This is a genomic window from Streptomyces sp. NPDC059455 (assembly GCF_042750115.1).
Classification (GTDB): domain Bacteria; phylum Actinomycetota; class Actinomycetes; order Streptomycetales; family Streptomycetaceae; genus Streptomyces; species Streptomyces endocoffeicus.
On sequence record NZ_JBHYVB010000022.1, the window covers coordinates 1 to 23,684 of the forward strand.

Consider the following 23,684-nt stretch of genomic DNA (forward strand, 5'->3'; position numbering starts at 1 on the left):
GATCTATCTCGCCGACCACGTCGACGAAGGACGCCTGCCGAACCCGTGAAGTTTCGGCAGCACCTTGCACGAGTTCGCCGGAACATGTGCGCTTTGCCGAAGGACTCGTTGGAGGCGATGGCGACGCTGTTCTTCTCCTCACGCTCGGTCAGGACCTGGAAGAGGAGTTCGGCGCCGTGCCGGTCGAGTTCCATGTATCCCAGTTCGTCGATGCACAAAAGATCAACACGCCCGTAGCGGGCGATGGTCTTGTTCAGCTGCTTCTCGTCGGCGGCCTCGACCAGCTCGTTCACCAGCTTCGTGGCGAGCGTGTAGCGGACGCGGTAGCCCTTCATGGCCGCCTCGGTGCCCAGGGCGATGAGCATGTGGGACTTGCCGGTGCCGGAGTCGCCGATCAGGCAGAGCGGCTGGCCGTTCTTGATCCATTCGCAGCTGGCGAGGGTGTGGATGGTGGCCGCGTCGATGTTGGGGTTGGCCTCGAAGTCGAACGCCCGGAGAGACTTCTCCCGCGGGAAGTTCGCCGCCTTGATCCGCCTCTCCGAGCGGCGGCGGGCCCGGTCGTCGCACTCGGCCATCATCAGTTCGGCGAGAAAGCCCCGGTAGCTCATCTGCTCCTTCAGCGCCCGCTCGGCGATGTCGGGGAACTCCTTGCGGATCGACGGCAGCCGCAGCATGCGGCAGGCACTGTCGATGGCGGCGTCGGCGGCCTGCTCGGTCAAGCCTCGCTGGCGGGGCAGGGTCATTGAGCTTCTCCCTTACGGTGGTCACCGCCGCTTTCGCGGCGGCGTCGGAGCAACTGGTCGTAGGGGGTCACCGAGGGCAGCGGCCTGGTGTCCGGCGGAAGATGAGCCAGGCGCCACTCGTGCAGGGACGTCACCGTCGCCGGCGGCTTGCCGGAATCCAGCTGGCCTGCTCCGGGGTCGGGTTCAGTCTCGGCCTGGGCTGCCTTGCGGGCCTCCAGTGCAACGGCGTCCGCGGTCATGGCCCCGGCCCGCAGGGCCGCAGCGAGGCCGGCGACGACATGTTCATGAGGCAGGTGCCGACCCAGTAGCAGGACCTCGATCAGAGCCCGGGTGCCGTCTCGCTCGCCGTGGATCTTCTTGGCCTGGCCCCACCAGGCGTCATGGACTGGGGTGAACTTGCCGGCCGAACGGGCCTGTTCGAGAGCGGTGGAGCCGGGGAAGGCACCGGGCTTGCGGACCAAAGCCTCCAGGTAATGGTCCAGGTCCAGGCGGACGGCGCCTTTGGCGATCAACCTCTCATGACGGGCCACTTCCACGTTCTGGTCGTAAACCACCAGGTGAGAAGCGTGCAGCACAACCCGAACCCGTCTCCCAATCAGCCTGATCGGGACTGAGTAGCGGTTGGTGCGGACAGGGATCTGGCTGTAACGGTCAACCCGCGGTGTGAACAGCCGGCCCGTCTCGAACGGTTCGTCGGGTAGCGGCCGCAGCAGCGGCTGTTCGAATGCGAAGCACTCCGCGACCGTCTTGGATCTCGACCCGATGCGGCGGGCGTCGTCCTGTCGGTCCCACTGGTCGACCATCTCATTCAGCTCGGCGAGCGAGGAGACCTCGGGGACGGGCACGAAGTGGTTGCGGCGGAAGTAGCCGATCTGACCTTCGACACCGCCCTTCTCGTGGGCACCTTCGATGCCGGGCCGGCAGTAGAAGCTCTCGATGCCGAAGTGCGACCTGAAGGCGATCCACCGGTCCGTCTCCACCCGGGCCCGGCTCAGTCCCAGCACCTGGGCGACGGCGGCCTTGAGGTTGTCGTAGCGGACCTTGCCCCGAGGGACCCCGCCCAGCGTCCGCAGCGCGTGGACATGGCCTTCGAAGAAGGCTTCCTGGCCAGCCGAGGCGAACACGCGGTGGACAGCCTTGCCCGAATACGACAGTCGGAAGGAGAACAGGTAGCAGGTCACCAGCTCGCCAGCCAGCCGCACGCTCACGTCGCCGAAGTCGACCTCCGCCTCATGGCCAGGCTGGTGGGTCTGCGGGACGAACGCCTCCAGTGGCGCCTTGCCAGACTCGACCAGGATCTCGGGCTTCCGGCTGGCGACGTAGTAGCGGACGATCCCGTAGGAGACGTCCGCCCCGTGCTCCTCGACAAGCCGATGAAAGATCCGGGTGACCGTGTGCCGCTGCTTGCGTGGCGCATCCAGATCCGCCCGCAGAATCTCGTCGATCACCTGCTTGAACGGGTCCAGGGAGGAGGCCCGGGGCGGGAGCTTCTTGCGCGGCTCCGGCCAGGCCGAGTCCAAAGCCTTCCGCACCGTCCGCCACGTCACGCCGTACTTGCGCTCAAGCTCGCGCATCGACATACCGTCGCGGTGGTCACGCCGGATCGCCGAGTACAGCTCGACCTTCGACATCTGCGGCATGACCAGCACCTTTCACCAGGAGCATCCCGATGCTGCCCTGGCAAGAGACCTGGTGCCTCCCAAACTCATCAACATCACCCGACCGTGGATCGGGGCGCCTCCCAAACCCATCGATAAGTGACGTCGCTGCTGCTCGATAAAGCCACCGCCGCGATGGCCACGATGCGCGTGCCCGAGCACGACCCTCTCGCCGCACTGGAGGAGAGCAACTGATGTACCTGTCCCGCTTCCGGTTCAACACCGCGCGACCAGGGGCCCGGCGTCTGCTCTCCTCCCCGCAATCGCTGCACGCGGCGGTAATGTCCTCGTTCCCCCACCTGCTGCCCACCGGCACCGGCACCGGTAGCGGCGCAGCCGACGGGTCGCGGGTGCTGTGGAGGCTGGACCGCAACGCGGCCGCCGAGGTCCTGCTGTATGTCGTCAGCCCTGACCGGCCCGACATGACCCACCTCGTGGAGCAGGCCGGCTGGCCGGCGGCAGCCACCGCGCAAGCCCCCGGCTGGCAGACTCGCCCCTATACCCCGTTCCTCGACCGGTTGGCGGAGGGGAGCGTGTGGGCGTTCCGCCTCACCGCCAACCCCGTCCACCAGATCCGCAGGAAGGAAGGCGAGCCGACCAAGCGGACCGCGCACCTGACCCCGATCCACCAAATGGACTGGCTGCTGAACCCACAACGCCAAGAACGCGGCGGATTCCTCATCTGCGAGAAGCCCCCGGACAAACGCCTCCTGCCCGGTGGCACCACCCACCACAAGTAGCCCCACCACGGCGACCGGTATGAACTGATGGTCCGCGACCAGCGCAACCTGTCCTTCCCGAAACAGGGACCGGACAACACCTCAAAACGACACCGCGTCACCCTGGTCACCGTCACCTACGACGGCCGACTCACCGTCACCGACCCCGACCGGCGCCGCGCCACCCTCACCCAGGGCCTCGGCAAGGCCAAGGCATACGGCTGCGGCCTGATGACCCTCGTACCCCTCCCCACGACGGTCAGGTGAGCCGGTGACCACCGTCGGCCGACGCCCCGCGCTCACCCCCAGGCACCTGACCCGCACCGGCGAACGCCTCTCCTTCGTCTACCTGGAACGGTGCCTGGTCCACCGCGACGCCAACGCCATCACCGCCGAAGACGCGGACGGAACGACCCACATCCCCTCCGCCACCATCGGCACCCTCCTCCTCGGCCCCGGCACCCGCATCACCCACCAGGCGATGAGCGTCCTCGGCGAGACCGGAGCAGCCGTCGCCTGGGTCGGCGAGCACGGCGTGCGCTACTACGCCGGCGGCCGCGCCCTGACACGCTCCGCCGCCCTCGCCGAAGCCCAGGCCGCCAAGTGGGCCAACCCCCGCACCCGACTCGCGGTCGCACGCGCCATGTACCGGCTGCGCTTCCCAGACGAGGACCCCGCTGGTCTCACCCGGCAGGAACTCCTCGGCCGCGAGGGACGCCGGGTCAAGGACTGCTACCGCGAGCACGCCGCCCGCACCGGTGTCCCCTGGCGTGGACGCCGATACACCCCGGGCGACTTCACCAGCGGTGATGCCGTCAACCAGTCCGTCACGGCAGCCGCACAGTGCATGTACGGCATCGCCCACGCCGTCGTGGCCTCCCTCGCCTGCAGTCCGGCACTGGGCTTCGTCCACTCCGGGCACGAACTGTCCTTCGTCCTCGACATCGCCGACCTGTACAAGACCGAGATCGGTATCCCCGTCGCCTTCGACGTCGCCGCAGAAGACGCCCAGGACGTCGGCGCCCGCACGCGCCGCGCACTGCGGGACCGAATCAACCAGACGTCTCTGCTGGACCGCTGCGTCGACGACATCAAAGCCCTGCTTCTGCCGAATGCCACGGAAGGGAGTACGGCCGTCGATCCCGACACGGACCGCGTCGTCCTCCACAGCGACGGTGGACGCCAGGTGCACGCTGGTCGCAACTATGCCGAAAGCGACGGCCCGGGCAGCGACGAGGTTTTCTGGTGACCGTCATCGTCCTGACCAACTGCCCGCCCGGCCTTCGCGGCTTCCTCACCCGCTGGCTCCTGGAAATCTCTGCCGGGGTCTTCATCGGCAACCCCTCGGGCCGTGTCCGCGACGCCCTGTGGGATGAGGTCCGTCAATATGCGGGTCAAGGCCGCTCCTTGCTCGCCCACACCACGAACAACGAGCAGGGTTTCACCTTCCGCACCCATGACCACGCTTGGCACCCCATCGATCATGAGGGTCTGACGCTTATCCGACGCCCCCACTCCAAAGCACAGCAGACCACCGGCGTGCCGAAGCCAGGCTGGAGCAAGGCATCCAAGCGCCGCCGCTTCGGTAGGCGGGCCCGATAATGAGCCAAATCACCGAATTGCCGGAATCGGCGAAAGTGTGGGAAACGGGCCTCTGCCCACGCTGAACCCGCAGGTCACGCAGTCTGCTCCCCGCACCCGCGGGGATGGTCCCCGGCGCGCTGAGCGGAGCTCACCAGGACGAACCTGCTCCCCGCACCCGCGGGGATGGTCCCCACCGGAGACCATCATGATCCGTGAAGACCGACTGCTCCCCGCACCCGCGGGGATGGTCCCGGGGACCAGTCGAAGCCGACCTGCTCCGGCAGCTGCTCCCCGCACCCGCGGGGATGGTCCCACCTTCTCCGCGACGTCGGCATTCCCACCCTTCTGCTCCCCGCACCCGCGGGGATGGTCCCCCGCCGTCGGTGAAGACCTGGGCCAAGCTGAGCTGCTCCCCGCACCCGCGGGGATGGTCCCGGGTCGGCCATGACCATCTCGGGCACGGTGACCTGCTCCCCGCACCCGCGGGGATGGTCCCACAACCGCCTGTCCGACGAAGCGATGCGGGAACTGCTCCCCGCACCCGCGGGGATGGTCCCACCAAGGGGCCGGACACTCACCCGAGTGTCCGCTGCTCCCCGCACCCGCGGGGATGGTCCCCGACGAAATGGCCACTCCCAATTCTTCGGCTACTGCTCCCCGCACCCGCGGGGATGGTCCCTTGCCCTTCACGATGGTCATTGCGGTCTCCAGCTGCTCCCCGCACCCGCGGGGATGGTCCCAACATGGTCGCCCGGCTCGGAGAGGATGCTCACTGCTCCCCGCACCCGCGGGGATGGTCCCTCACGGCGCCCGTAGTGCTGAACGTCGCTGATCTGCTCCCCGCACCCGCGGGGATGGTCCCCAGGGTCAGACTCACGAGCCGCCGGAACGGTTCTGCTCCCCGCACCCGCGGGGATGGTCCCGGATTGGATCAGAGCGCGTGTGTGGGCACCCTCTGCTCCCCGCACCCGCGGGGATGGTCCCCACGCTGCTGTGTCCGGTCCGGCACGGCCCCTCTGCTCCCCGCACCCGCGGGGATGGTCCCGGCGCAGACACCCTCCCCGAGGGCCACATCGTCTGCTCCCCGCACCCGCGGGGATGGTCCCACCGGAGCAGGATCGTCGTGACCCGCCGCCCGCTGCTCCCCGCACCCGCGGGGATGGTCCCCCAGACCATGACCCCGACCACCGCAGGTCACACTGCTCCCCGCACCCGCGGGGATGGTCCCGTCGATGGGGACACCGGCAGCTGGTACCAGTGCTGCTCCCCGCACCCGCGGGGATGGTCCCCGGTATCGCGACGAGATTCTGCGTCAGGCGGCCTGCTCCCCGCACCCGCGGGGATGGTCCCGCGGAGGCGATCTCCATGAGCTGCACCTCGGTCTGCTCCCCGCACCCGCGGGGATGGTCCCACGAACCCGGAGCGGGCGATGTACATGCTCTGCTGCTCCCCGCACCCGCGGGGATGGTCCCTGTCACCAATCGGGGACGACCGCGAGCGTGCCCTGCTCCCCGCACCCGCGGGGATGGTCCCACTGCGGCGTGCATGTGGTCGTAGCCGCAGGTCTGCTCCCCGCACCCGCGGGGATGGTCCCCGCCGCCACGACCCTGACGGCTGGGTGCTGGCCTGCTCCCCGCACCCGCGGGGATGGTCCCCACCCGAAGTGCTTCCACGCCAGAATTACCGCCTGCTCCCCGCACCCGCGGGGATGGTCCCGCCTGGAAGTGGATGGGGTCGCGGCCGCGGTACTGCTCCCCGCACCCGCGGGGATGGTCCCTCGCCCGGGTTCCATTCCAACGGGTCATAGATCTGCTCCCCGCACCCGCGGGGATGGTCCCCACCATGCGCGACGGTCCACGCTCGGCGACGCCTGCTCCCCGCACCCGCGGGGATGGTCCCGAACGCGATGATTGCCGGGCTGGACTCTGTGACTGCTCCCCGCACCCGCGGGGATGGTCCCCAGCAGGTACACACCCCGCTTGTATCCGGTCGCTGCTCCCCGCACCCGCGGGGATGGTCCCGTGGGCACGTCGACCTCGGCGAGCCGGGTGTCCTGCTCCCCGCACCCGCGGGGATGGTCCCACTCTGGGAACCGGCACCGCCGGTTATGCGATCTGCTCCCCGCACCCGCGGGGATGGTCCCAGAGACCCGCTGGAGAACGCCGACGTCCAATGCTGCTCCCCGCACCCGCGCGGATGGTCCTCCGGCATACATCAGCACACCGCCGGCGGTGGCCTGCTCCCCGCACCCGCGGGGATGGTCCCGGCGTACTTACCCGGTCGAATATCCCGATCACCTGCTCCCCGCACCTGCGGGGATGGTCCCCCTTGGCCTTCTCGTACACGACGGCCGTGCCCCTGCTCCCCGCACCCGCGGGGATGGTCCCCCGTGCTCATCCCGGTACCGGGTAGTCAGGCTCTGCTCCCCGCACCCGCGGGGATGGTCCCGTCTGGGCCGATTCCACCGTGCGACGCCCCAACTGCTCCCGGCTGCTCCCCGCCCCTGCGGGGATGGTCCCGCCTCGGGGGACCAGTTCTTGAACCTGGCGCGCTGCGGGGTGGCCCCCGGCGGCCGCGAGCGAGGCGTCGTCCGGGAGGAGTTCCCCACACCTACAGGGGATGGCTCCAGCTACGAGGCGCGGTGACTGGAGACGGCCAACTGCTCCTCGCATTCGCGGTGATGAGTGCTACCGTCCGGCAGAAAGTAAGTAGTGGTGGCGATGAGCCTGTCGGCCGATCAGAAGGAGAGCGTATCCGTCGTTCGGTGACTGGAATACGGATGCTTTGGGAACGGGCTTGGCTATGACTTCGCAACTCGCAGAGTGGGCCTGGAAGACGGCGAAGACGGAACTGGCGTCAACTTTGCCGCGACGCTGGGCGCACTCGCTGGGTGTGGCCGCAAGGGCCGTAGAGCTGGCTCCCTTGCTTGGCGATTCTGCAGAGCTCCTGCGCGCGGCAGCAGTTCTGCATGACATTGGGTATTCACCTGGGCTCGTGGCAACCGGGTTTCATCCGCTTGACGGTGCCCGGTTTCTCCGTGACGTGCATTGCGCTGATGAGCGGCTGGTGCGGTTGGTGGCGAACCACTCGTTTGCCTTGCTGGAGGCCGAAGAACGTGGCTTGAGGGAAGCACTGGAGGAGGAGTTCCCGCTGCTTGACGAGCCGCTGCTGGTGGACGCTCTCGTGTGGTGTGACATGACGACGACCCCCAACGGGGAGCAGACGACTGCTGAGCGGCGAGTTACGGAAATTGTTTGCCGCTACGGAGCTGACAGTGTGGTGGGCAGGTTTATTCGGCGGGCGTCGCCGGAAATCTTTGCGACCGTGGAGCGGGTGGAGGCGGCCTTGGCGGCTCAGCCGAGGTGGGGGTAGGTGCCGGCGAGGTAATCGCCGATCTGTTGGCGCATGCTGGCGTGGATGTCGTACTGGTCGAGGTCGGAGGGCTTGACGAAGCGGACACCGTCTGCCTCGTCGTTGATGGTCGGCTTGCCGCCGACTGGGCGCCCGATGTAGGTGTTCTCGTACTGTTGCCGGATCTCGCCGTCGGTGTAGGCAACGATGTGGTGGGGGTTGGTGTAGACCCCCAGGAAGCCGGTGATCTCGGCGATGATGCCGGTCTCCTCCCGGCATTCGCGGATCGCGCACTGCGCGGCGGTCTCGCCGATGTCCTGGGCACCGCCGGGCAGGGCCCACTGGCCGGTATCGCGGCGGCGCTGGAGAAGGATCGCGCCGCTGTCATCGACGACGAGCAGGTTGCTGGCGGGGATGAGGGTGTTGGCCTTGGGGGCATTGGGGTCGTTGTAGTACTCAATCCTGCCCATGTGTGGCGGTCTCCTCCTGATCGGGATTCCAGGGCCGTGCGCCGGCCCACACTGCGTCGAAGCTTTGAGCGTAGTTGTCGAACCAGCCGTTGGACTGCGCCTTCTTGAGGTGGAATAAGGGGTTGGCGCTGGCGGGCTGGCCCCAGATGTGTGGGTTGACCAGCAGGTTGTCGTCGTAGCGGAAGAGGGAGTTGTAGAGCGTGGTGTCGTGGAGCCGCACCTCACACCCAGCCTCCGGCAGCAAAGGGCGGTAGTAGGTGAGAGAGGCGCGGATCTTGGCGGCGAGAGTGTTGCCGATCCCTTCTTCGCGGCCCCGGATGGCGGCCGCGTGCCCTCGAGGGTCGCCGAAACACAGGCGCACTCGGACACTGGCAGCTGCGCGTTCGGTGAGCATCTTGGCGACATATGGATTGGACTGGGCAAAGAAGGTGCCTGAGAAGACGAGGACGTCGATCTGCTCCTGTGTTCCTTGCAGCAGGGAGAGCCACACGTCCCGCGGAACGCTGGCCCGGTTCTGATAAGTGCCTACGAGCTCGATGCCTACCCCGGCACCGGATTGGCCGGTGCGGGACTTCGCCACGGGCCAGAGGAATGTCTCCTCCACGCGTAGGTGCTGAGCGGCACGGAAACGGTGCCGCGGGTGCGGTACGCGCCCGCTGAGCCAGCGGCTGACGGTCTTGGCGTCTACCTCGCAGACTTCGGCCAGCGATTCGGGCGAAACATTGCGCTGGGCGAGTACGGAGTGAAGTCGCTCGTTCACACAGGCTATACAAGCCCAGGTGGCCAGGAGCGGGCAAGCTCGGTATGGGGCCACTTCGATGGGCCTGAACCACAGCCGGCGTCTTTACGCTGGCGATATGCGGCTCATCGTCCTGTGGGACATCGACCACACGCTCATCGACAACGCAGGGGTGGGCAAGGAGACCTACGCCGGTGCCTTCACGGCGCTGGCGGGATTCCCGCCGGCCGAGGCGGCGCGCACCGAAGGGCGTACGGATCGCCTGATCATGCGTGACATGTTCTGTCGGCACCGACTGCCCGTCCCGGACTGGACTGCCATAGAGGCTGCCCTCGCTCATGCCGGGGAGGAGCGCTTCGACGACCTTCGCGCACGGGGGACGGCGTTGCCCGGTGTGCGCGATGTCCTGAAGGCCGTCTCGGTGCGGGAGGGCTGGATCTCCTCCGTTCTGACCGGCAACATCGCGGCCAACGCCCGTGTGAAGCTGTCAGCTTTCGAACTCGACCCACTGCTGGACCTGTCCGTAGGCGCCTATGGGGAGGATGCCGTACATCGCGCTGACCTTGTAGCTGTCGCCCGAAGCCGTGTCCACCAACTCCGCGGTGTGCGGGGGGAGGTGCCTGTGGTGTTGGTTGGTGATACGCCGCGGGACGTCGAGGCAGCTCTCTCGACAGGCTCAGGGATCATCGCAGTCGCCTCCGGTATCCACAGCGAGGAAGAGCTGACGGCTGCCGAAGCACCCGTGGTCCTTCCGGACCTGTCGGACACGGCTGGTCTCCTTGAGATCCTGGCGAGCTTCGCCCGATGGTGAAAACGTCCCCGGACGTCTTGGGGCGTCCGCGTATGCGGTAACGAGGTCCTGGTCGGCTGCGCCACGATCGGGTCTCCAACCAGCCCAGGGGGCCCATCGTGATCGGCGAAGTCACCGGCATCCGCAGGATCCGCATGCTGTACCTGCAACTGCTGTACCGCTGCAACTTCCAGTGTCTGCACTGTTTCCACGGCGAGCGGCTCAAACACGCCGGCGCCTTCACCGCTGACGAGGCGGTTAACCTCATCCGGCTGATGCGCAACCAGTACGGCACCGAGGCTGTCACGTTGCTTGGCGGCGAGCCGTTCCTCCATAAGGATCTCGCCCAGGTCGTCCACTACGCCAAGGAGGAAATGGGCCTGCAAGTCGAGATCTGCACGAACGGTTACCGGATCGAGCGTCGGCTTACCGAGATCGCGCAGTATCTTGACCTGCTGCGGTTTTCGCTGGAGGGCATCGGCGCGACCAATGACCACATCCGCAAGTCCGGCAGCTACCGGAGCGCGTTGAGCGCACTCAAACTCGCCCGAGAGCTCGGAGTCAGGACGGGGGCGACGATGACGGTCACCTCCCGGAACATCGACGAAGTGCTGCCTCTGGCCCGCACCTTGCAGGAGCTCGGTGCGTATCAGATGAAGCTGCACTGCCTGCGGCCCGTGGGCAACGCTGCTGCACACCCTGAGCTCTTGGTCACCGATACAACTCGGTACGCCCGCCTACGCGAGCAGCTCCAGGCGGCCGGGCTGTCCATCGAGGTGATCATTGACGAGGATCTGTCGGAGGAGGGTGCCCCGGAGGTCTGTGGGCCGGGGAGTGAGCTTCAAGCGATTGAGCGGATCGAGTCCGACCCGCGCGGCGCGCTCACGATGTCCTGCAAGGCCGTGGGCAAGGATTCACGCGCTTTCTGGTACGAAAAGGGCGCTAACCGTGTCGTCCACCGTCCTTCGGCTTGCGACGAGCTCACCCTCCCGGTGCCGGACGTGGTTTATACCCGTGCCTGACCTGCCGCTGTTTGAGAGCCTCGAAGGTCTACGTGGTACAGGAAAGTCGACCGTCGCACCGCTGCTGGCGGCAGCCCGGGGGGCCGTCCATGTCCCAACCGTGCCGCTCTGCTACCAGTCGCTGCGACGGCAGGTCGACATGCAGGGAAGCGTCGAGGCGCGCATGTGTTTCTACCTCTCCGCGCTGTTCACAGCTGCCGATGAGATCCAGAACTATCTGGCAGATGGCGTCCCGGTCGTCGTGGAGAGCTACTTCGCCCGCTGCTTGGCCACTCACCGCGCCTTCGGAACCCGGCTTGGCGTTACCCTGCCGCGCTGCCTGCCGCAACCCGTCACATACCAGTTGGTTTGTAGTGAGGGCGAACGCCAGCGCCGCCTCGCTCAACGGTCCAAATCTCTCTCCCGTTGGGATGAGCTCGGTGAGAAGGTCGCAGACGCGATTACCGATGCCTATGCCCAGTTCCCGATGCAACAGGTGGACACCACGGGCCTCAGACCTGACCAGGTCGTGCAAACCATTCTCTCCACTGAGAACGAAGGAGCCAACTGTGGAGACCCGGAGCCTATGGGAACACACCCTCACGTTCTTCCCTCAGTTCCTCGCCGCGTTGAAGGATCGCGCATCCGCTGACGCCACGGTCGCAGTCGTCGGCGCGAGTGATGGCAAGTTCGTACTCCCCCTCGCCGCCGCTGGCTACCGCGTCGTAGCCATCGAACGCGATCCAGTCGCCCTCTACGGAGGCGAGGTCATACTTCCGAGTGATACCCACGCTCATGCGGTGGGGCTGATCGACCGACTGAAAATCGAAGGACTCTACGACCGGGTACAGGTCGTGGAGGAGGACTTCCTCCAGGCCGAACTCTTGGGGCCGCAGTGCGATGCCGTGTGGACGAGTTGCTCATGGCATTACAGTGCGAATCACAACCGCCCACTCCTCGATTTTGTAGCCCGCATGCAGTCCCTTGTCCGTGTCGGCGGCCTGTTCGGCGCAGAATTCATGATGCCTGTCGAACAACGCCATTACCTCATCGAGCACTACACCTCACCCGAGACGCTCAGCAGCCACTTCGCCACCGACTGGCAAGTCCTGCTCACCCTGCGCACGGACGAGTTCACTGAGCAAGCCCATGTCGGCCAACTCCATGCCCACACACACCGCATGGGCCTTGTCCTGGCAGCACGCACCGCTGAGTAGTCGAAACCGAGACCGAAGAAGAGGATTATGAACCACGAGTACGAGGCCAAGTTCTTGTCCGTCGACGTCACCGACCTCCAGTCCAAGCTGACCGCCCTCGGCGCCACCCGCGCGTTCCCCCGGACTCTCCTCACCCGCAAGATCTTCGAGAACGATGCTCTCGACAATGGCCAGTGGGTCCGCCTCCGTGATGAAGGCACCCGCTCGACCCTCACCCTCAAGCAGGTCACCGACTCCACCACGATCGACGGTACTACCGAGATCGAGACGGAAGTCACCGATCTGTATGCCATGGCCGATATTCTGCGTCACATCGGTCTGCGTGAAGTCCGTTACCAGGAGAACTACCGTGAGGAGTGGCGTCTGGGTGAGGTCGTCTTCGACTTCGACACCTGGCCCGACCTTCCCACCTTCGTCGAGATCGAAGGACCCGACGAGACATCGGTCCGCCAGGCAGCCGCCTTGCTCGATCTCGATTACACCGAAGCCCGGTTCGGAAGCGTCGATGAGATCTACAAGAGCGAGGTCGGCCGCGACATCCTGGTCGAGCCGACCCTCCTTTTCCCTGATACCGAGAAGCCGTAGGCGCGGTCTATAGCAGGCAAAACTGCTGGCCCTCCCAGTACGTCCGAGGGCCTAGCTACCAGAACCGCTTCGCCCAGAGCAACCCAGTATTGCCGTTCCGGGCGGTGCACTCGCGTGGCCCGCCCTGGTCACGGAATGCTCGGGTCTTGCCCGACGGCACGGACCCGCGACCAGGGCTCGGTCACCGAGAACCACACACACGTTGAGTGGATCTTGCAGCAGCCTACGCATGCTGAGGACTCACCTGATCACGTACTGGCGAGGTGGAGATGGCTGGCAAGACGGAGCGCCGGTGCTCGGTGTGCCGTGCGAAGCTCAGCCGGTTCAACGCGGGAACGCAGTGCGGGCCCTGTCAGAGCGGCATGACGCCCAGGGCTGCGCCTGAGTTCTGGGCGGACCCGGTCGTCGAATCCGCGATCAGCGCCTGGGACCTCGGCGTGGTCGTGCAACTCTTTCGGAAGCACACTGGACTGTCACAGACGGCAGTGGCCCGGCTGGTCAACATCGATCAGGCCGAAGTGAGCCGACTGGAGCGTGGTCGAAAGAAAATCCGCGACCGGCGCCAATTTGCCCAATGGAGCGAGGCCCTGGGAATACCAGGGGAATTGGTGAGCCCGCTGCCCGCCGCGGACCAGCCGCCCTTACCGAATATGGGCGGTCCTGGTGGCCATCTGATGCTTCAGGACGGAGTGTGCCAGATGCTCATGCCTGCCGGCCAAAACCTTTCCCTGACGGTGATCCCTGTCCTCGCAGAACCTGCTGCGTCCTTTCATGACAACACCTTGTGGCTCGCGCCGAACAGGGACACCGAGGCATGGAGCCGGATGCCGCTCAGAGCTCTGCTCGCCGCACACCGCACCGTCGAGGGGAGACGGCAGTTTTTCGTCATGGACGCACGGGAAGCAGCCCGCGGCTCAGCGAAGAGGCCTCCTCTGGCCATTCCGTCCGCATACGAACTCGACGAGCTGACCTATGGAATCCTGTGGGCCGTCGCGGGCTATGACTCCGCTGTCCTCAGCGACGACACAGAGCTCCAGGAAACACTGCTTCTCCCACCGCAGCGCGTGCTCGGGGGAGACGGCGGGCCTGTTGCTCCGGGCAGCCTGACCGAGGGGTCCCAGATGCTCCTCGGGTCGCATGCATGCGCCGAATTCATCCTCAACCAGAGAGACGAACTGGCTGGCGAACCAGTTTTCTGGACCCGCGAACAACGTGGGGAGGAAGCGGCCACGTGGCTGATCTTCAAGCACAAGCACCGTTATCTCCAGGAGACGGCTCCCCGCAGGGCCCACAACGGAGTCGGGCGCGCCTTCTGCATCCCCCGCCAGGAGGTCGCCGTGTCGCCCACCCACGAGCGCGTGCTGCTGTTCCTTGCGATCGCGCTGATGGAGTCCTACAGCGTGACGACCTGGCTGACCGATGAACTCGACCTCCAGCAGACAGAGGGCTTCGCACTCGTACCCGGTCACAGGGCAGCCATCGCGACCTGGGTACGCACGGGCTCCCATCCGCAGACTGCGCTGACGGCGGGGGCCCATACATTACGCACGTTCGCGGACGTTATCGGTCATGCCCAGGCCCACGCGATCAACGCCGGGGCAAGCCCGGGGCAACGTCTGGCAGCGACCGCGGACTACCTCGACCTGGACCGCGCATGGTTAGCACGCCGCTGCGCACAGCTCGCGGCGGAGGGCGTCACCGCTCTTGCCCGGCCCCGCAGCCGTCACCTCAGCCTTGACGCCTTGAACGTCGCCTGCACGTACGTGGCCACCGAGTTGCGGTCCGAAGCCGAGTCCGGTGCCCTCCACGAGGTGACCCGTTAGCCTGCACGGGACGATCTCTGCGCGTAAGGCCCACTCGGACCGAACCGACATGGCAGATGGGGACGATGGTGGACGCGGTAAAGACAGTGGCGGTCTACTCCTTGGGCGGGACCATCGCCATGACCACGGATCCGGCCACCGGCGGTGTCGTACCGGCCCTTTCCGCCTTCGACCTCCTTGCCGCCATCCCCGGCCTGAGGGATCACGGCATCGACCTGCACGTGCACGACTTCCGGCGGTTGCCCGGTGCCTCACTCACCTTCGACGATCTAACAGACCTTGGCGCGGCCATCGACAAGACCCTGTCCGGAGGCGACGTCGACGGGATCGTGATCACGCAAGGGACCGACACCATCGAGGAAACCGCGTTCTTCCTCGACATCCATCATGGTCACGAGCAGCCGGTCATCGTCACTGGCGCCATGCGCAATCCCATCATGGCCGGGCCCGACGGACCCGCCAACCTGTACGCGGCCGTCCTTGCTGCCGCCGACCCGCAGCTGCGCGGCGCTGGCGTGCTGGTCGTCCTGAACGACGAGATCCATACGGCACACCATGTCCGTAAGTCCCACACCACCAGTCCCGCCGCCTTCACGTCGCCCGGCGCAGGCCCCGTCGGCCGGGTCGTCGAGAACCGCGTACGGCTGGCTGCCCCGCTGCCCCGCCGATCCGATCCCCTGGTACTGCCGAGTCATGACGCGCGCGTAGGCCTGTACACGGTCAGCCTCGGCGACGACGGCACGCTCATCGATGCGTGGGACGGCCGATGCGATGGGCTCGTCGTCGCCGCTTTCGGCGTTGGGCACGTCCCTCAGCGACTCGTTGAGAGCCTCGAACGGCTCGCCGCGCGAATCCCCGTGGTTCTCGCCTCGCGTATCGGCAACGGCCCCGTCCTGACCGGAACGTACGGCTTCCCTGGCTCGGAGACGGACCTGATCAATCGCGGGCTCATCCCCGCCCACCACCTCAGCCCCTACCAGGCACGCATACTGCTCCAGGCGCTGCTCGCCCAAGACGCGGACCGCGAGACGATCAACAAGAAGTTCACCGTCTTCGAGCGCTGACCCACATACGTCAGCTCCGCCCGAGAGAGAGGATCCGTATGCGCGCCCACGAACTGACCACCGGCCGGACGTTTGGTGTCACCTTCGACCACGGCGAGGACTTCTTCGATGCGCTCTCGGCGTTCTGCCGTGACCACGAGGTTCGGCAAGGCTACATTCCCTCATTCATCGGGGCGTTTACCGAAGCCGAAATCGTCGGCGCCTGCGAGAAACTCGAAGACCCGGACGCTCCGGTCTGGGCCAAGACCCATGTCACCAACGTCGAGGCATTTGGCGCCGGAACGATTGCCCACGATCTGGAGACAGGAAGCATTCTGCCGCACATCCATGTTTCCGCTGGGCTGAAGGCGCAATCGGCCGACGGCCGCACCAGCCACCTCCTGAGCGCCAAGGTCCAGTTTCTCAGCGAGCTTCTCATCATCGAAGTCGTCTCCCCGAACATGACTCGGCCGCGGAACCACGCTCTGTACGACGTACCGCTGCTTACCTTCGGCGCGCCGGAGTAGGACCCTCGTGGGCGAACGCGGGATGACGGTGCAGTGGCGGAGCCCACCACCCCCTAGATCTTGGACGGGGCCAGCCCGTTCCCATCGCGATGGTGATCTGCTTGCAGGTCATCGGCGGCTGTCCGTGGTGGCAGGCATCGGCCAGCATCGACAGGATTTTGGTAGTCGGCCGCCAGTGTGCCCGGGCGGCGGTCTCCACCGCGGGACGATCATTCCGGGCCTGGCTGGCTCCACAGCCGACGTCGCCGCGGTGTTCTCGACTGGCGACGCCACAGCAACCGGCACAGCCTGCCGCTCGGACTCGGCATCGTGCCGTCCGGCCAGGACCCGGCCCACCTAATGCTGGGCGATGACCAACTCTTGCCAAGTCCGTCTCGTGCCTCGTTCAATTCAGCCAGCAGACGGTCGGCCTGCTCGCGCAGCACCCCCACCTGCTGCCGGGCAGCGTGTTCCTCGGCTTCCTTCCAGCAACACCATCACCGACGGCATCAGCCGCCCCTCCACGATGGCGACGACACGACGCATCATCCCTGCCGCATCACCACGGAGTTCATACCTGACCTGCGGAAACCAACCGATCACGCTCGAAGGAACAGTGGGTGAAGGAGCACCGGATTCATCTCGTCGATCGCTGCAAGCTTGGCGAGTGGGTTGCTAGCTCCTGCCTCTTGTGGGAGCTGCCGGAGCGCATCCCGCCCCCAGGTCGCGACCTGCTCCCCGCACCCGCGGGGATGGTCCCCTTGACCAGATCGGCGGCGAGCAGGCCATCCGCTGTTCCCCGCACCCGCGGGGATGGTGCCGACCTCGACCACCGCCTCCTGACCCGGCTGGACTGCTCCCCGCACTCGCGGGGATGGTCCCACCCAGGCCCACAACGCCGTGCCGCCGGACAACTGCTCCCCGCACCCGCGGGGATGATCCCCAGACGACGGCCCGCTCCGCCGGAGCGATCAGCTGCTCCCCGCCACCCGCGGGGATGGTCCCGCCTTCGACCGGATCAACGATCTGGCCGAGTTCTGCTCCCCGCACCCGCGGGGATGGTCCCCACTGGCTCAAGGAAGAGGGCCTCGAACCCGACTGCTCCCCGCACCCGCGGGGATGGTCCCATCCACGACCACAGCTGGATCGTCGACCACGGCTGCTCCCTGCACCCGCGGGGATGGTCCCTTCGTCCGGCGCGTTCCGGCCGGGAACTGGTTCTGCTCCCCGCACCCGCGGGGATGGTCCCGACGGCAGCTGCCAGTGGCTGACCTGGATCCCCTGCTCCCCGCCCCGCGGGGATGGTCCCCAGCTGCACAACGCGGGCCTGTACCTCGGTGCCTGCTCCCCGCGCCCGCGGGGATGGTCCCGGTCGCCCAACCGCTCTGTCCCGAACAGTCGAGTGGGGCAGTGGGTGCGAGGAGAATCTGTTGGCCAGCGTAACGCTGCGGGAGCGCTATGAATCCAGCCACTGGACAAGTCCCTGTCGCCAAACACTGCGGATGGGGCCGTCGAAGTACCCGATTCGAGCTATGCAGAGGGGCGGGATGCCAGCTGCTGAGGGGAGGACTGGCCGGATGATTTTGGCTATCAACGTCGCAGTTCTGCTTGCGGTGATCAACGATATGCGACTGTGTCGACGCACACTGGCTCGGAGCCAGGTCGCTGATGCGACAGATGGCATCAGACGCTGGTGCAAGATGGCCCGTGATCACCGGCTCTCCCTGAACTGTTAGCGTGCCACGAGATCAACTTAGGGGCAGGGGCGGACCTGGACGGATGTCAAGCGGTCACTTTGGCCGTTGAGTCAGGGGCATCATGGCCTAGCGATCGTGGAGTAACGCGCCCCTCTCGGACACCCTCCGGCCGTGCTCAAGGCTGTCTTCGATGACGGTCGACAGAGGCAGCCTCCCGAGATACCGAAGGGGGATCACCATTGATGACTGAGACACGTGCAGGACTGGGTAAGGACACGGATGAGTTGGAGGGCGACCCGCGCACTCCGATGACGGCGGTTGCATCTTGCCTCGACGTGGCAGGCGGGCAAGGTGGCTGGTGCGAGGACGCTCTCGCTGGGATTCCGCTTCCTGACTCGCCGGAGTTGTCGCCGGCTTTGGACCGGCTGCACGCAGTCAACAGTCGGCAGTGGGACGCCGAGGATCGGGTGCGACAAGCTGGCGACGGGGAGATTCCGGCCATCAAGCGGGAGATCGACGCTCTCAACGGCAAACGCCATGCACTCATCGAGCAGGTCGATCGAATCTTGGATGCGGCGTGGAGCGCGAATGAGGGCGTGCCTCCCCTCACGGAGTCGATCGGCTCGGCGCTTGACCGACTCTCGGTGCAGACGCTTCGGATCATGCACATCGAGCGACTCGTCGGGCGGGCTACTGGTACGGCAGAGCGAGTGGCGATTCTGCGTCGCCAGTACGACGATCTAGTGTGGTCTATTGCGGTCGCTTGCGAGGATCTTGTGTCCGGCCGTCGACGCACGCCCCGGCCTGAGCGCATGAAGCTCTACGGGAAGTCCGCGCGATGAGCGCGGTCACGTTGCTCCTCCGAAGCGCCAGAATCGATCTGCGATGACGATTGACTCCTTCGGGGACGGGGATGAGTTTGAGCGCTGGCGCAGCGGCCTGTTCCTACGTCCCGACGGGACCAATGCCGATGCGCTTGTCGGGCTCCTCCGCCGCGCCCTCGATGAGACGCTGAGCCATCAGGGCGAGGGGCCCGTGTATCCGCGCACCGGCCAGGAGGGTGGGCGTTCCCCTGTGGGTGACGGATGGCTGCCGGAAAGCCCTGTCACGGCGGAGACGGCGCTCAGCCAATTGCGCTGGTGGCTCGCTGGGTCGGTCAAAGTTCATCACCAGATGTTCGCCAAGAACATCGTTCCGCCACCGTCGTTCGTCAACCTGGCAGCGTTGTGCGCGGTGTCGTTGTTCATGCCGAACGGCGTCACTGGGGAGGACGCTGCGGAGACCCTTTCCGCTGAGTTGTCCTCCGCCCGGGCGTTGGCGCGGTTGGCGGGGTACGACCCGGAGCGGGCAGGCGGCCTGTTCACGTTCGGCGGCACTGCGACCAACCTGTACGCCATCAACGTCGGTATTTCCAAGGCACAGCCCGACCACGCCGAGCGTGGGATCGAGCCTGGGATGGCCGTCGTCGGGTCCTGGCCGGCGCACTACTCGCAGAAATCCGCGTGCGCGTGGCTGGGGATCGGCACCCGAAACTACATATCCGCTGCGTCGCTACCCGACCAGACCACGGACCTGGAGTCGATGGAAGCGGCCTGCCGCGACGTGCTGGAACGCGGCCACCGGCTTGCATGCATCATCGGCGCGGGCGGGACGACTTCCAACATGGCTGTCGACGACTTCGGCGAGATCGCTGTGATGCGGGATCGCCTGGCCGCCGAATATGGGTTGGATTACACGCCCCATGTGCACGCAGACACGGTCATCGGGTGGGCATACCTCTGCTTTATCGACTACGACCTTCATCAGAATCCCCTCGGCTTCAGCCCTCCTGTGGTGGCCAAGCTGTCACGTCTTGTGAAGCGTTTGAAAACGGTGCAGCATGCCGACTCGTTCGGAACGGACTTCCACAAGACCGGCTTCGCGCCCTATACGTCGAGCATGATCGTCATGCGAGATGGTCGGGACTTCTCGCGGCTGCGCCGCGACGGCGGAGCCATGACCCCGTTGTTCCATGACAAGGATGCCTACAACCCCGGGACCTTCACGTTGGAGACGTCCAGGTCGGCAGCGAACATGGTGGCGACCTGGGTTGGCTTGCAGACTCTCGGCAAGCAGGGGATGCGGCAACTGCTCGGCCACGCGCTTGAAACGGCAGAAGCGCTCCGGCGCCACATCAATGCCTTGGCAGGTCGCGACGCGACAGCTGTCAACAGACATTCGTACGGCCCGGACGTGTTCGTGCGCTGTTACCCGCCGGACGACCCCGCCGCTACCGAGGAGGACTTCGACGACACCAGCTCCGTCCGCCGGATAAACCAATATATCTCTGACTTATTCGCGTGGCTATCGACTCAACGGGTGCCGGACGCTGAACAAATCGCAGTGAGCAAGTCCTCCGCGGCCTTCTATACACCGGCTGGCGAGCCGGTCGTCGCTCTCCGGGTGTACTCCCTCAACCCGTACTTCTCCGATGCTCACGCCAGAGAGCTGGTCATACGCCTGCTGAGGGGCAAGCAACAGTTCGATGCTACGTACATGCATGCAGATGCGTGCGAGGAGGCTCAATGAAGCGACCGCCGCTGTGTGGCCGAGAAGAGCTACCGACGCGCTTCGCAGCCGCCGACCTTCCTGTCCGTGACTGTGTCGAGTTGGCCGCCGGCCTGGCCTCCTATGCCCGGACACATGGACTAGCCCGAGTCGAGGTGAGCGGGCCGCCGGCAATGCGTGAGCTCATCGAGGAGTTCGGCTTTGGCGAGGTGCGATTTGTCGAATTCCACCGGCAGCCCGCGGTGGACATTGCGGCAGTCCCCCGGACTTGGCGCTGCGGCCAACGAGGGCTGCGCTGCCTGAGCGACCAGCTCGTCGACGCAGCAAAAATCGCGTCGCGGGTGGACACACCGCCGTCAACACTCGCCGGGGGAACTGTGATGCGGTTTGCCCGGCATAACCGCCTCGGTGACGCACTGGGCATCGTGACCGGCCTCGAGCACTACTGCCGCGACAACGCCGTGGCATCAGTTGCCGTATCCGGTTCGCCCATCCTTGCCGAGGTAGTGGAGGTGTTCGCGTGCAAGCGGGTGAGCTATGCCCCCGCGCCCAGCGAGTCGATCAACGGCGACGCGATCTTCGCCCGATCGTCATGGAGCATCCCCTGGCTTGACCGGTTCAACCACGCCGTCACCGACGCCTTTGGAGGGCGAGCCCGCCACCGAGTGCCGCCGCTGCCTCTCCGCCGGGCACCGACGCCTCGTGGCGAAGAGAATGTGGTGTATTGCCAGCTCGATGCGCGTTCCGGCACTGCGCCATCGCGACACTCAGCTCGGCGGCTCCTGAACCAGGTCTCGGCGCACGGTGAAGTGCGGGTCCTCGGCGGCCCCGACACCCAGACCTACCTTGGCGAGGACCTGATCTACGTCCGGGCCGACCTTCCCGAAATGGTCGCCCGTCTGCTGTCATGCCGTCTCTTCGTAGGGTGCGACAGCGGCCTGGGCCACCTCGCGGGTTGCCTCGGTGTGCCTGGTCTGATCGTCAGTACCGACGACTTCGAGACGACCTGGTCATTCTTTCGAGGCTATGCCAGCCTCAATGTCATCCCGCTCGAGGCAGCAGAGGTGCTCCTGCCGTGAAGCCGCCGGCAGAGCAGGCAGTCCTGCGGGCGGCCAGTCGATGCCTGAACCAAGAGGCCCTGACCGCGAACCGAATCCCGATGGGCCGCAGTCACTTCGTGTTCACGGTGCAGCTGGTGTCCGGTGAGCGAGTGATTGCGCGGATCACGCGTCACGACCGTGCTGAGTGCTTCGCCGGCTTCGCGTATTGGCGGCGCCAGCTGGCAAGGGTGGGAGTGCCCGTTCCCCGCGTGCTGCACATGGACCTGAGCGGGACAGCGCTGCCCTGGCCGATCATGTTCCTTGAGCAAGCCCCAGGAACCGATCTCTGCAACGTCTACGTGGGCCTTACGGCTGCCGAGAAGCGAAGCATTGCCGACGACCTGCTCGATATCCAACACCGCACGCGCGGCCTCCCGCCCGGTCCCGGGTACGGCGGTATCGCCAGTTACGGTGACCTTCGGTGCCACCCGCGCTGGTCGGACGTGCTGTGGGAGTACTTCACCGGTGCCGTCGATCAGCTTGCGCCCCTGCAGCGGGAGGCCCCGGCCATTGGACAAATTCGCAGAACCATCCACGAGCTACATCCCGAATTCGATGGCATCGCCCCGTTGCCCTACTTGATCGACGCCACCCACCAGAACGTGTTGGTGGAAGACGGGAGAGTCACGGCGATCGTCGACCTGGACGAGGTCGGATTCGGTGACTCTCTGTACCCGCTTGGTGTCGCTCGTGCTGGACTTCTGGCCCGTGGACCGGAGGCCGACTGTATTGAGCAGGTTGCAGTGCCGCTGTGCGTCGGTCCGAATCGGCGTCGTGTATTCGACCTGTACTCAGCGATCGCATGCCTCAAAATGCTCGCCCCCAGTCCCCTCAGCGTCGCTGGCCCGCCCTCTGCCGGCAGCCAGATCGCCGTCCGGCTTCGGAGCTTGCTCGATGGCTTTGCCGCTGCCGCGGCCCACAAGGAGTAACGTCATGGCCGGTATCGTCTTTGTGAGTATCGACGACTTCACCCGCGAGGGCTTTACCAATGGTCTGTTCTTGCAGGTGCGCGAACTACTAAAGCGCGTCATAACCCGAGGGCACCCGGCCAGCCTCGCCTGTATCGCGCAGAGCAGGAACCCCGGAGTCGGACGCAGAACTCGAACCATCCAGGGTTGCACTGTCCACGAAACCTTCATCAGTGCTCCGGAGGTAGCCAGTGCGTACCGGCGGGCTCTTCAAGATATTTTGAACGGCCTGGACCCCGACGTGATCCTGCTCAACTCGTGTGCGGTTCGGCTCAATGAAGCGCATCACGCGGTGCTGGACGAGAGCCTTGCGAGCGGTCGGCAGGTAGCCGTGCTCGTGACCGACCAGCTCTACCCCACAAGCAGGGACCACCCTGAAGATGAGGTGCGGAGCTACTACAGCCTGATGCGGCAGACCAGCGTGCACGCGGTCAGCGAGACTATCGCCGACGCCTTCCATGGCGAAACCGGTGTGCCAGCGCAGGTTCTCCCTAATCTCCTACCCGAGCGACGAGTCGTCCCGGCATCTTCGGGGGCAGAGAGTCGATCCCTGACATTGATCAATCACCACCCGATCAAGGGTCGACGTGTCTGGGACGCGCTCATTCGGCAGCGCCCCAGCGATGCCTACCTGGCCGTGGAAACCTGGCCTGATGTCCCGGCGTATGTGCCGCCCTCACCGAGGGTCGAAGTGGCCGCATTCACCCCGGATCCCACCACGATCTACAACCGCACCAGAATTCTGCTGGTGCCTTCGCTGGGCCCGGAAGGTCTCGCACGAGTCACGCTTGAAGCAATGGAGTCAGGAGTGCCTGTCATAGCTCACCGGATAGGCAGCCTGCCCGAACTCGGGAACGCCGCGATGTTTATCGCCCCGCCACCGATCGCCGGCTACGAGCTTGATGGCAATGTGCTGTATCCCATGGTTTCCCAGAATGACGTCGAGCGGGCCGCGCAAGATCTCGGGCAGGCGATCGACGCTCTTGATCATGATCCGGCACTCCGGGCCCGATTCGTGACCAACGGCAGAGCACTCGTGCGTGACTACCGTGATCACAGCGAGGCTGTTTCCGGCCGGATGCTCGACGCATGGTTCGGGACTGTGTGACTCAGGACACTCAGATGTGGGGTGATCTTGGCCTT

20 protein-coding genes, 1 pseudogene and 1 CRISPR repeat array are annotated in these 23,684 nt (G+C 66.0%); of the genes and pseudogenes, 17 read left to right on the forward strand and 4 right to left on the reverse strand.

Translation table 11 applies throughout. From position 1 onward, the window contains the following. Together istB and istA are read right to left on the reverse strand one after the other, a co-directional pair. Positions 1–743 (reverse strand): IS21-like element helper ATPase IstB (gene istB, locus ACFXB5_RS10505; protein WP_385205047.1); only part of this gene is annotated, 743 nt, incomplete at its 3' end. After that, positions 740–2,374, reverse strand: coding sequence for an IS21 family transposase (istA, locus tag ACFXB5_RS10510; protein ID WP_385205267.1), 1,635 nt, complete (start codon positions 2,372–2,374; stop codon positions 740–742). The genes istB and istA, both read right to left, overlap by 4 nt. A 221-nt stretch (positions 2,375–2,595) precedes the next feature. On the opposite strand from istA, the pseudogene cas6e reads away from it, so the two are divergent. From cas6e to ACFXB5_RS10530, 4 genes and pseudogenes are all read left to right on the forward strand, one after another. Beyond that, a pseudogene (cas6e, locus tag ACFXB5_RS10515) lies at positions 2,596–3,387 on the forward strand (type I-E CRISPR-associated protein Cas6/Cse3/CasE). 4 nt (positions 3,388–3,391) lie between these two features. Continuing rightward, positions 3,392–4,369, forward strand: a complete 978-nt coding sequence (gene cas1e, locus ACFXB5_RS10520; RefSeq protein ID WP_385205050.1) for a type I-E CRISPR-associated endonuclease Cas1e — start codon at positions 3,392–3,394, stop codon at positions 4,367–4,369. After that, positions 4,366–4,722 (forward strand): type I-E CRISPR-associated endoribonuclease Cas2e, encoded by a 357-nt coding sequence (cas2e, locus tag ACFXB5_RS10525; RefSeq protein ID WP_385205053.1) that lies wholly within the window; start codon positions 4,366–4,368, stop codon positions 4,720–4,722. The genes cas1e and cas2e overlap by 4 nt, the downstream gene beginning before the upstream one ends. Positions 4,723–4,805: 83 nt before the next feature. After that, positions 4,806–7,223: a CRISPR direct-repeat array (repeat unit 29 nt; unit sequence CTGCTCCCCGCACCCGCGGGGATGGTCCC). A gap of 283 nt (positions 7,224–7,506) precedes the next feature. Next, positions 7,507–8,076 (forward strand): HD domain-containing protein, encoded by a 570-nt coding sequence (locus tag ACFXB5_RS10530; RefSeq protein ID WP_385205056.1) that lies wholly within the window; start codon positions 7,507–7,509, stop codon positions 8,074–8,076. Here ACFXB5_RS10530 and ACFXB5_RS10535 read toward each other — a convergent pair. Beyond that, a complete protein-coding gene (locus ACFXB5_RS10535) occupies positions 8,058–8,525 on the reverse strand; it encodes an NUDIX hydrolase (RefSeq protein WP_385205059.1) in 468 nt (155 codons plus the stop codon). The genes ACFXB5_RS10530 and ACFXB5_RS10535 overlap by 19 nt on opposite strands. Next, positions 8,512–9,285: a helix-turn-helix domain-containing protein gene (locus tag ACFXB5_RS10540; protein ID WP_385205061.1), complete on the reverse strand. Its 774-nt coding sequence runs from the start codon at positions 9,283–9,285 to the stop codon at positions 8,512–8,514. The genes ACFXB5_RS10535 and ACFXB5_RS10540 overlap by 14 nt, the downstream gene beginning before the upstream one ends. Before the next feature lie 97 nt (positions 9,286–9,382). Between ACFXB5_RS10540 and ACFXB5_RS10545 the strand changes: the two genes are divergently transcribed. The 13 genes from ACFXB5_RS10545 (at position 9,383) to ACFXB5_RS10605 (ending at position 23,649) form a co-directional block, all read left to right on the forward strand. Beyond that, a complete protein-coding gene (locus ACFXB5_RS10545; protein WP_385205269.1) occupies positions 9,383–10,075 on the forward strand; it encodes an HAD family hydrolase in 693 nt (230 codons plus the stop codon). Positions 10,076–10,173: 98 nt separating this feature from the next. Continuing rightward, complete coding sequence (locus ACFXB5_RS10550; protein ID WP_385205064.1) at positions 10,174–11,076, forward strand: radical SAM protein; 903 nt, start codon at positions 10,174–10,176, stop codon at positions 11,074–11,076. Next, the gene (locus tag ACFXB5_RS10555) at positions 11,069–11,707 is read left to right on the forward strand and encodes a hypothetical protein (protein WP_385205067.1); all 639 of its coding nucleotides are present in this window, start codon (positions 11,069–11,071) and stop codon (positions 11,705–11,707) included. The genes ACFXB5_RS10550 and ACFXB5_RS10555 overlap by 8 nt, the downstream gene beginning before the upstream one ends. Continuing rightward, positions 11,625–12,272, forward strand: a complete 648-nt coding sequence (locus ACFXB5_RS10560; RefSeq protein ID WP_385205069.1) for a class I SAM-dependent methyltransferase — start codon at positions 11,625–11,627, stop codon at positions 12,270–12,272. The genes ACFXB5_RS10555 and ACFXB5_RS10560 overlap by 83 nt, the downstream gene beginning before the upstream one ends. Positions 12,273–12,299: 27 nt before the next feature. Next, positions 12,300–12,857, forward strand: a complete 558-nt coding sequence (locus ACFXB5_RS10565; protein ID WP_385205072.1) for a class IV adenylate cyclase — start codon at positions 12,300–12,302, stop codon at positions 12,855–12,857. Positions 12,858–13,126: 269 nt separating this feature from the next. Beyond that, positions 13,127–14,680 (forward strand): helix-turn-helix domain-containing protein, encoded by a 1,554-nt coding sequence (locus tag ACFXB5_RS10570; protein WP_385205075.1) that lies wholly within the window; start codon positions 13,127–13,129, stop codon positions 14,678–14,680. A 65-nt stretch (positions 14,681–14,745) separates the two neighbouring features. Next, entirely contained in the window at positions 14,746–15,744 is a 999-nt protein-coding gene (locus tag ACFXB5_RS10575; protein WP_385205076.1) for an asparaginase, read from the forward strand. A 38-nt stretch (positions 15,745–15,782) separates the two neighbouring features. Beyond that, positions 15,783–16,250, forward strand: a complete 468-nt coding sequence (locus ACFXB5_RS10580; RefSeq protein ID WP_359534303.1) for a PPC domain-containing DNA-binding protein — start codon at positions 15,783–15,785, stop codon at positions 16,248–16,250. 1,918 nt (positions 16,251–18,168) lie between these two features. Further along, complete coding sequence (locus tag ACFXB5_RS10585; RefSeq protein WP_385205080.1) at positions 18,169–18,768, forward strand: DUF4254 domain-containing protein; 600 nt, start codon at positions 18,169–18,171, stop codon at positions 18,766–18,768. A 43-nt stretch (positions 18,769–18,811) separates the two neighbouring features. Further along, the gene (locus ACFXB5_RS10590) at positions 18,812–20,494 is read left to right on the forward strand and encodes a pyridoxal phosphate-dependent decarboxylase family protein (RefSeq protein WP_385205083.1); all 1,683 of its coding nucleotides are present in this window, start codon (positions 18,812–18,814) and stop codon (positions 20,492–20,494) included. A 152-nt stretch (positions 20,495–20,646) separates the two neighbouring features. Then, the gene (locus ACFXB5_RS10595) at positions 20,647–21,552 is read left to right on the forward strand and encodes a glycosyltransferase family 9 protein (protein WP_385205085.1); all 906 of its coding nucleotides are present in this window, start codon (positions 20,647–20,649) and stop codon (positions 21,550–21,552) included. Beyond that, positions 21,549–22,502 (forward strand): phosphotransferase family protein, encoded by a 954-nt coding sequence (locus ACFXB5_RS10600; protein WP_385205088.1) that lies wholly within the window; start codon positions 21,549–21,551, stop codon positions 22,500–22,502. Before ACFXB5_RS10595 ends, ACFXB5_RS10600 begins: the two co-directional genes overlap by 4 nt. A gap of 4 nt (positions 22,503–22,506) precedes the next feature. After that, complete coding sequence (locus ACFXB5_RS10605) at positions 22,507–23,649, forward strand: glycosyltransferase (protein ID WP_385205091.1); 1,143 nt, start codon at positions 22,507–22,509, stop codon at positions 23,647–23,649. The last annotated feature ends 35 nt before the right edge of the window (positions 23,650–23,684 follow it).

What these genes read in the sequence shown, in the direction of transcription:
- ACFXB5_RS10570 (WP_385205075.1), top strand. Translation starts at nt 13,127, where the DNA reads ATGGCTGGCAAGACGGAGCGCCGGTGCTCGGTGTGCCGTGCGAAGCTC.
- ACFXB5_RS10605 (WP_385205091.1), top strand. Translation starts at nt 22,507, where the DNA reads ATGGCCGGTATCGTCTTTGTGAGTATCGACGACTTCACCCGCGAGGGC.
- ACFXB5_RS10585 (WP_385205080.1), top strand. Translation starts at nt 18,169, where the DNA reads ATGACTGAGACACGTGCAGGACTGGGTAAGGACACGGATGAGTTGGAG.
- ACFXB5_RS10545 (WP_385205269.1), top strand. Translation starts at nt 9,383, where the DNA reads ATGCGGCTCATCGTCCTGTGGGACATCGACCACACGCTCATCGACAAC.
- ACFXB5_RS10535 (WP_385205059.1), bottom strand. Translation starts at nt 8,525, where the DNA reads ATGGGCAGGATTGAGTACTACAACGACCCCAATGCCCCCAAGGCCAAC.
- ACFXB5_RS10530 (WP_385205056.1), top strand. Translation starts at nt 7,507, where the DNA reads ATGACTTCGCAACTCGCAGAGTGGGCCTGGAAGACGGCGAAGACGGAA.
- ACFXB5_RS10580 (WP_359534303.1), top strand. Translation starts at nt 15,783, where the DNA reads ATGCGCGCCCACGAACTGACCACCGGCCGGACGTTTGGTGTCACCTTC.
- ACFXB5_RS10590 (WP_385205083.1), top strand. Translation starts at nt 18,812, where the DNA reads ATGACGATTGACTCCTTCGGGGACGGGGATGAGTTTGAGCGCTGGCGC.
- istA (WP_385205267.1), bottom strand. Translation starts at nt 2,374, where the DNA reads ATGTCGAAGGTCGAGCTGTACTCGGCGATCCGGCGTGACCACCGCGAC.
- ACFXB5_RS10595 (WP_385205085.1), top strand. Translation starts at nt 20,647, where the DNA reads ATGCGTGAGCTCATCGAGGAGTTCGGCTTTGGCGAGGTGCGATTTGTC.
- ACFXB5_RS10565 (WP_385205072.1), top strand. Translation starts at nt 12,300, where the DNA reads ATGAACCACGAGTACGAGGCCAAGTTCTTGTCCGTCGACGTCACCGAC.
- ACFXB5_RS10575 (WP_385205076.1), top strand. Translation starts at nt 14,746, where the DNA reads ATGGTGGACGCGGTAAAGACAGTGGCGGTCTACTCCTTGGGCGGGACC.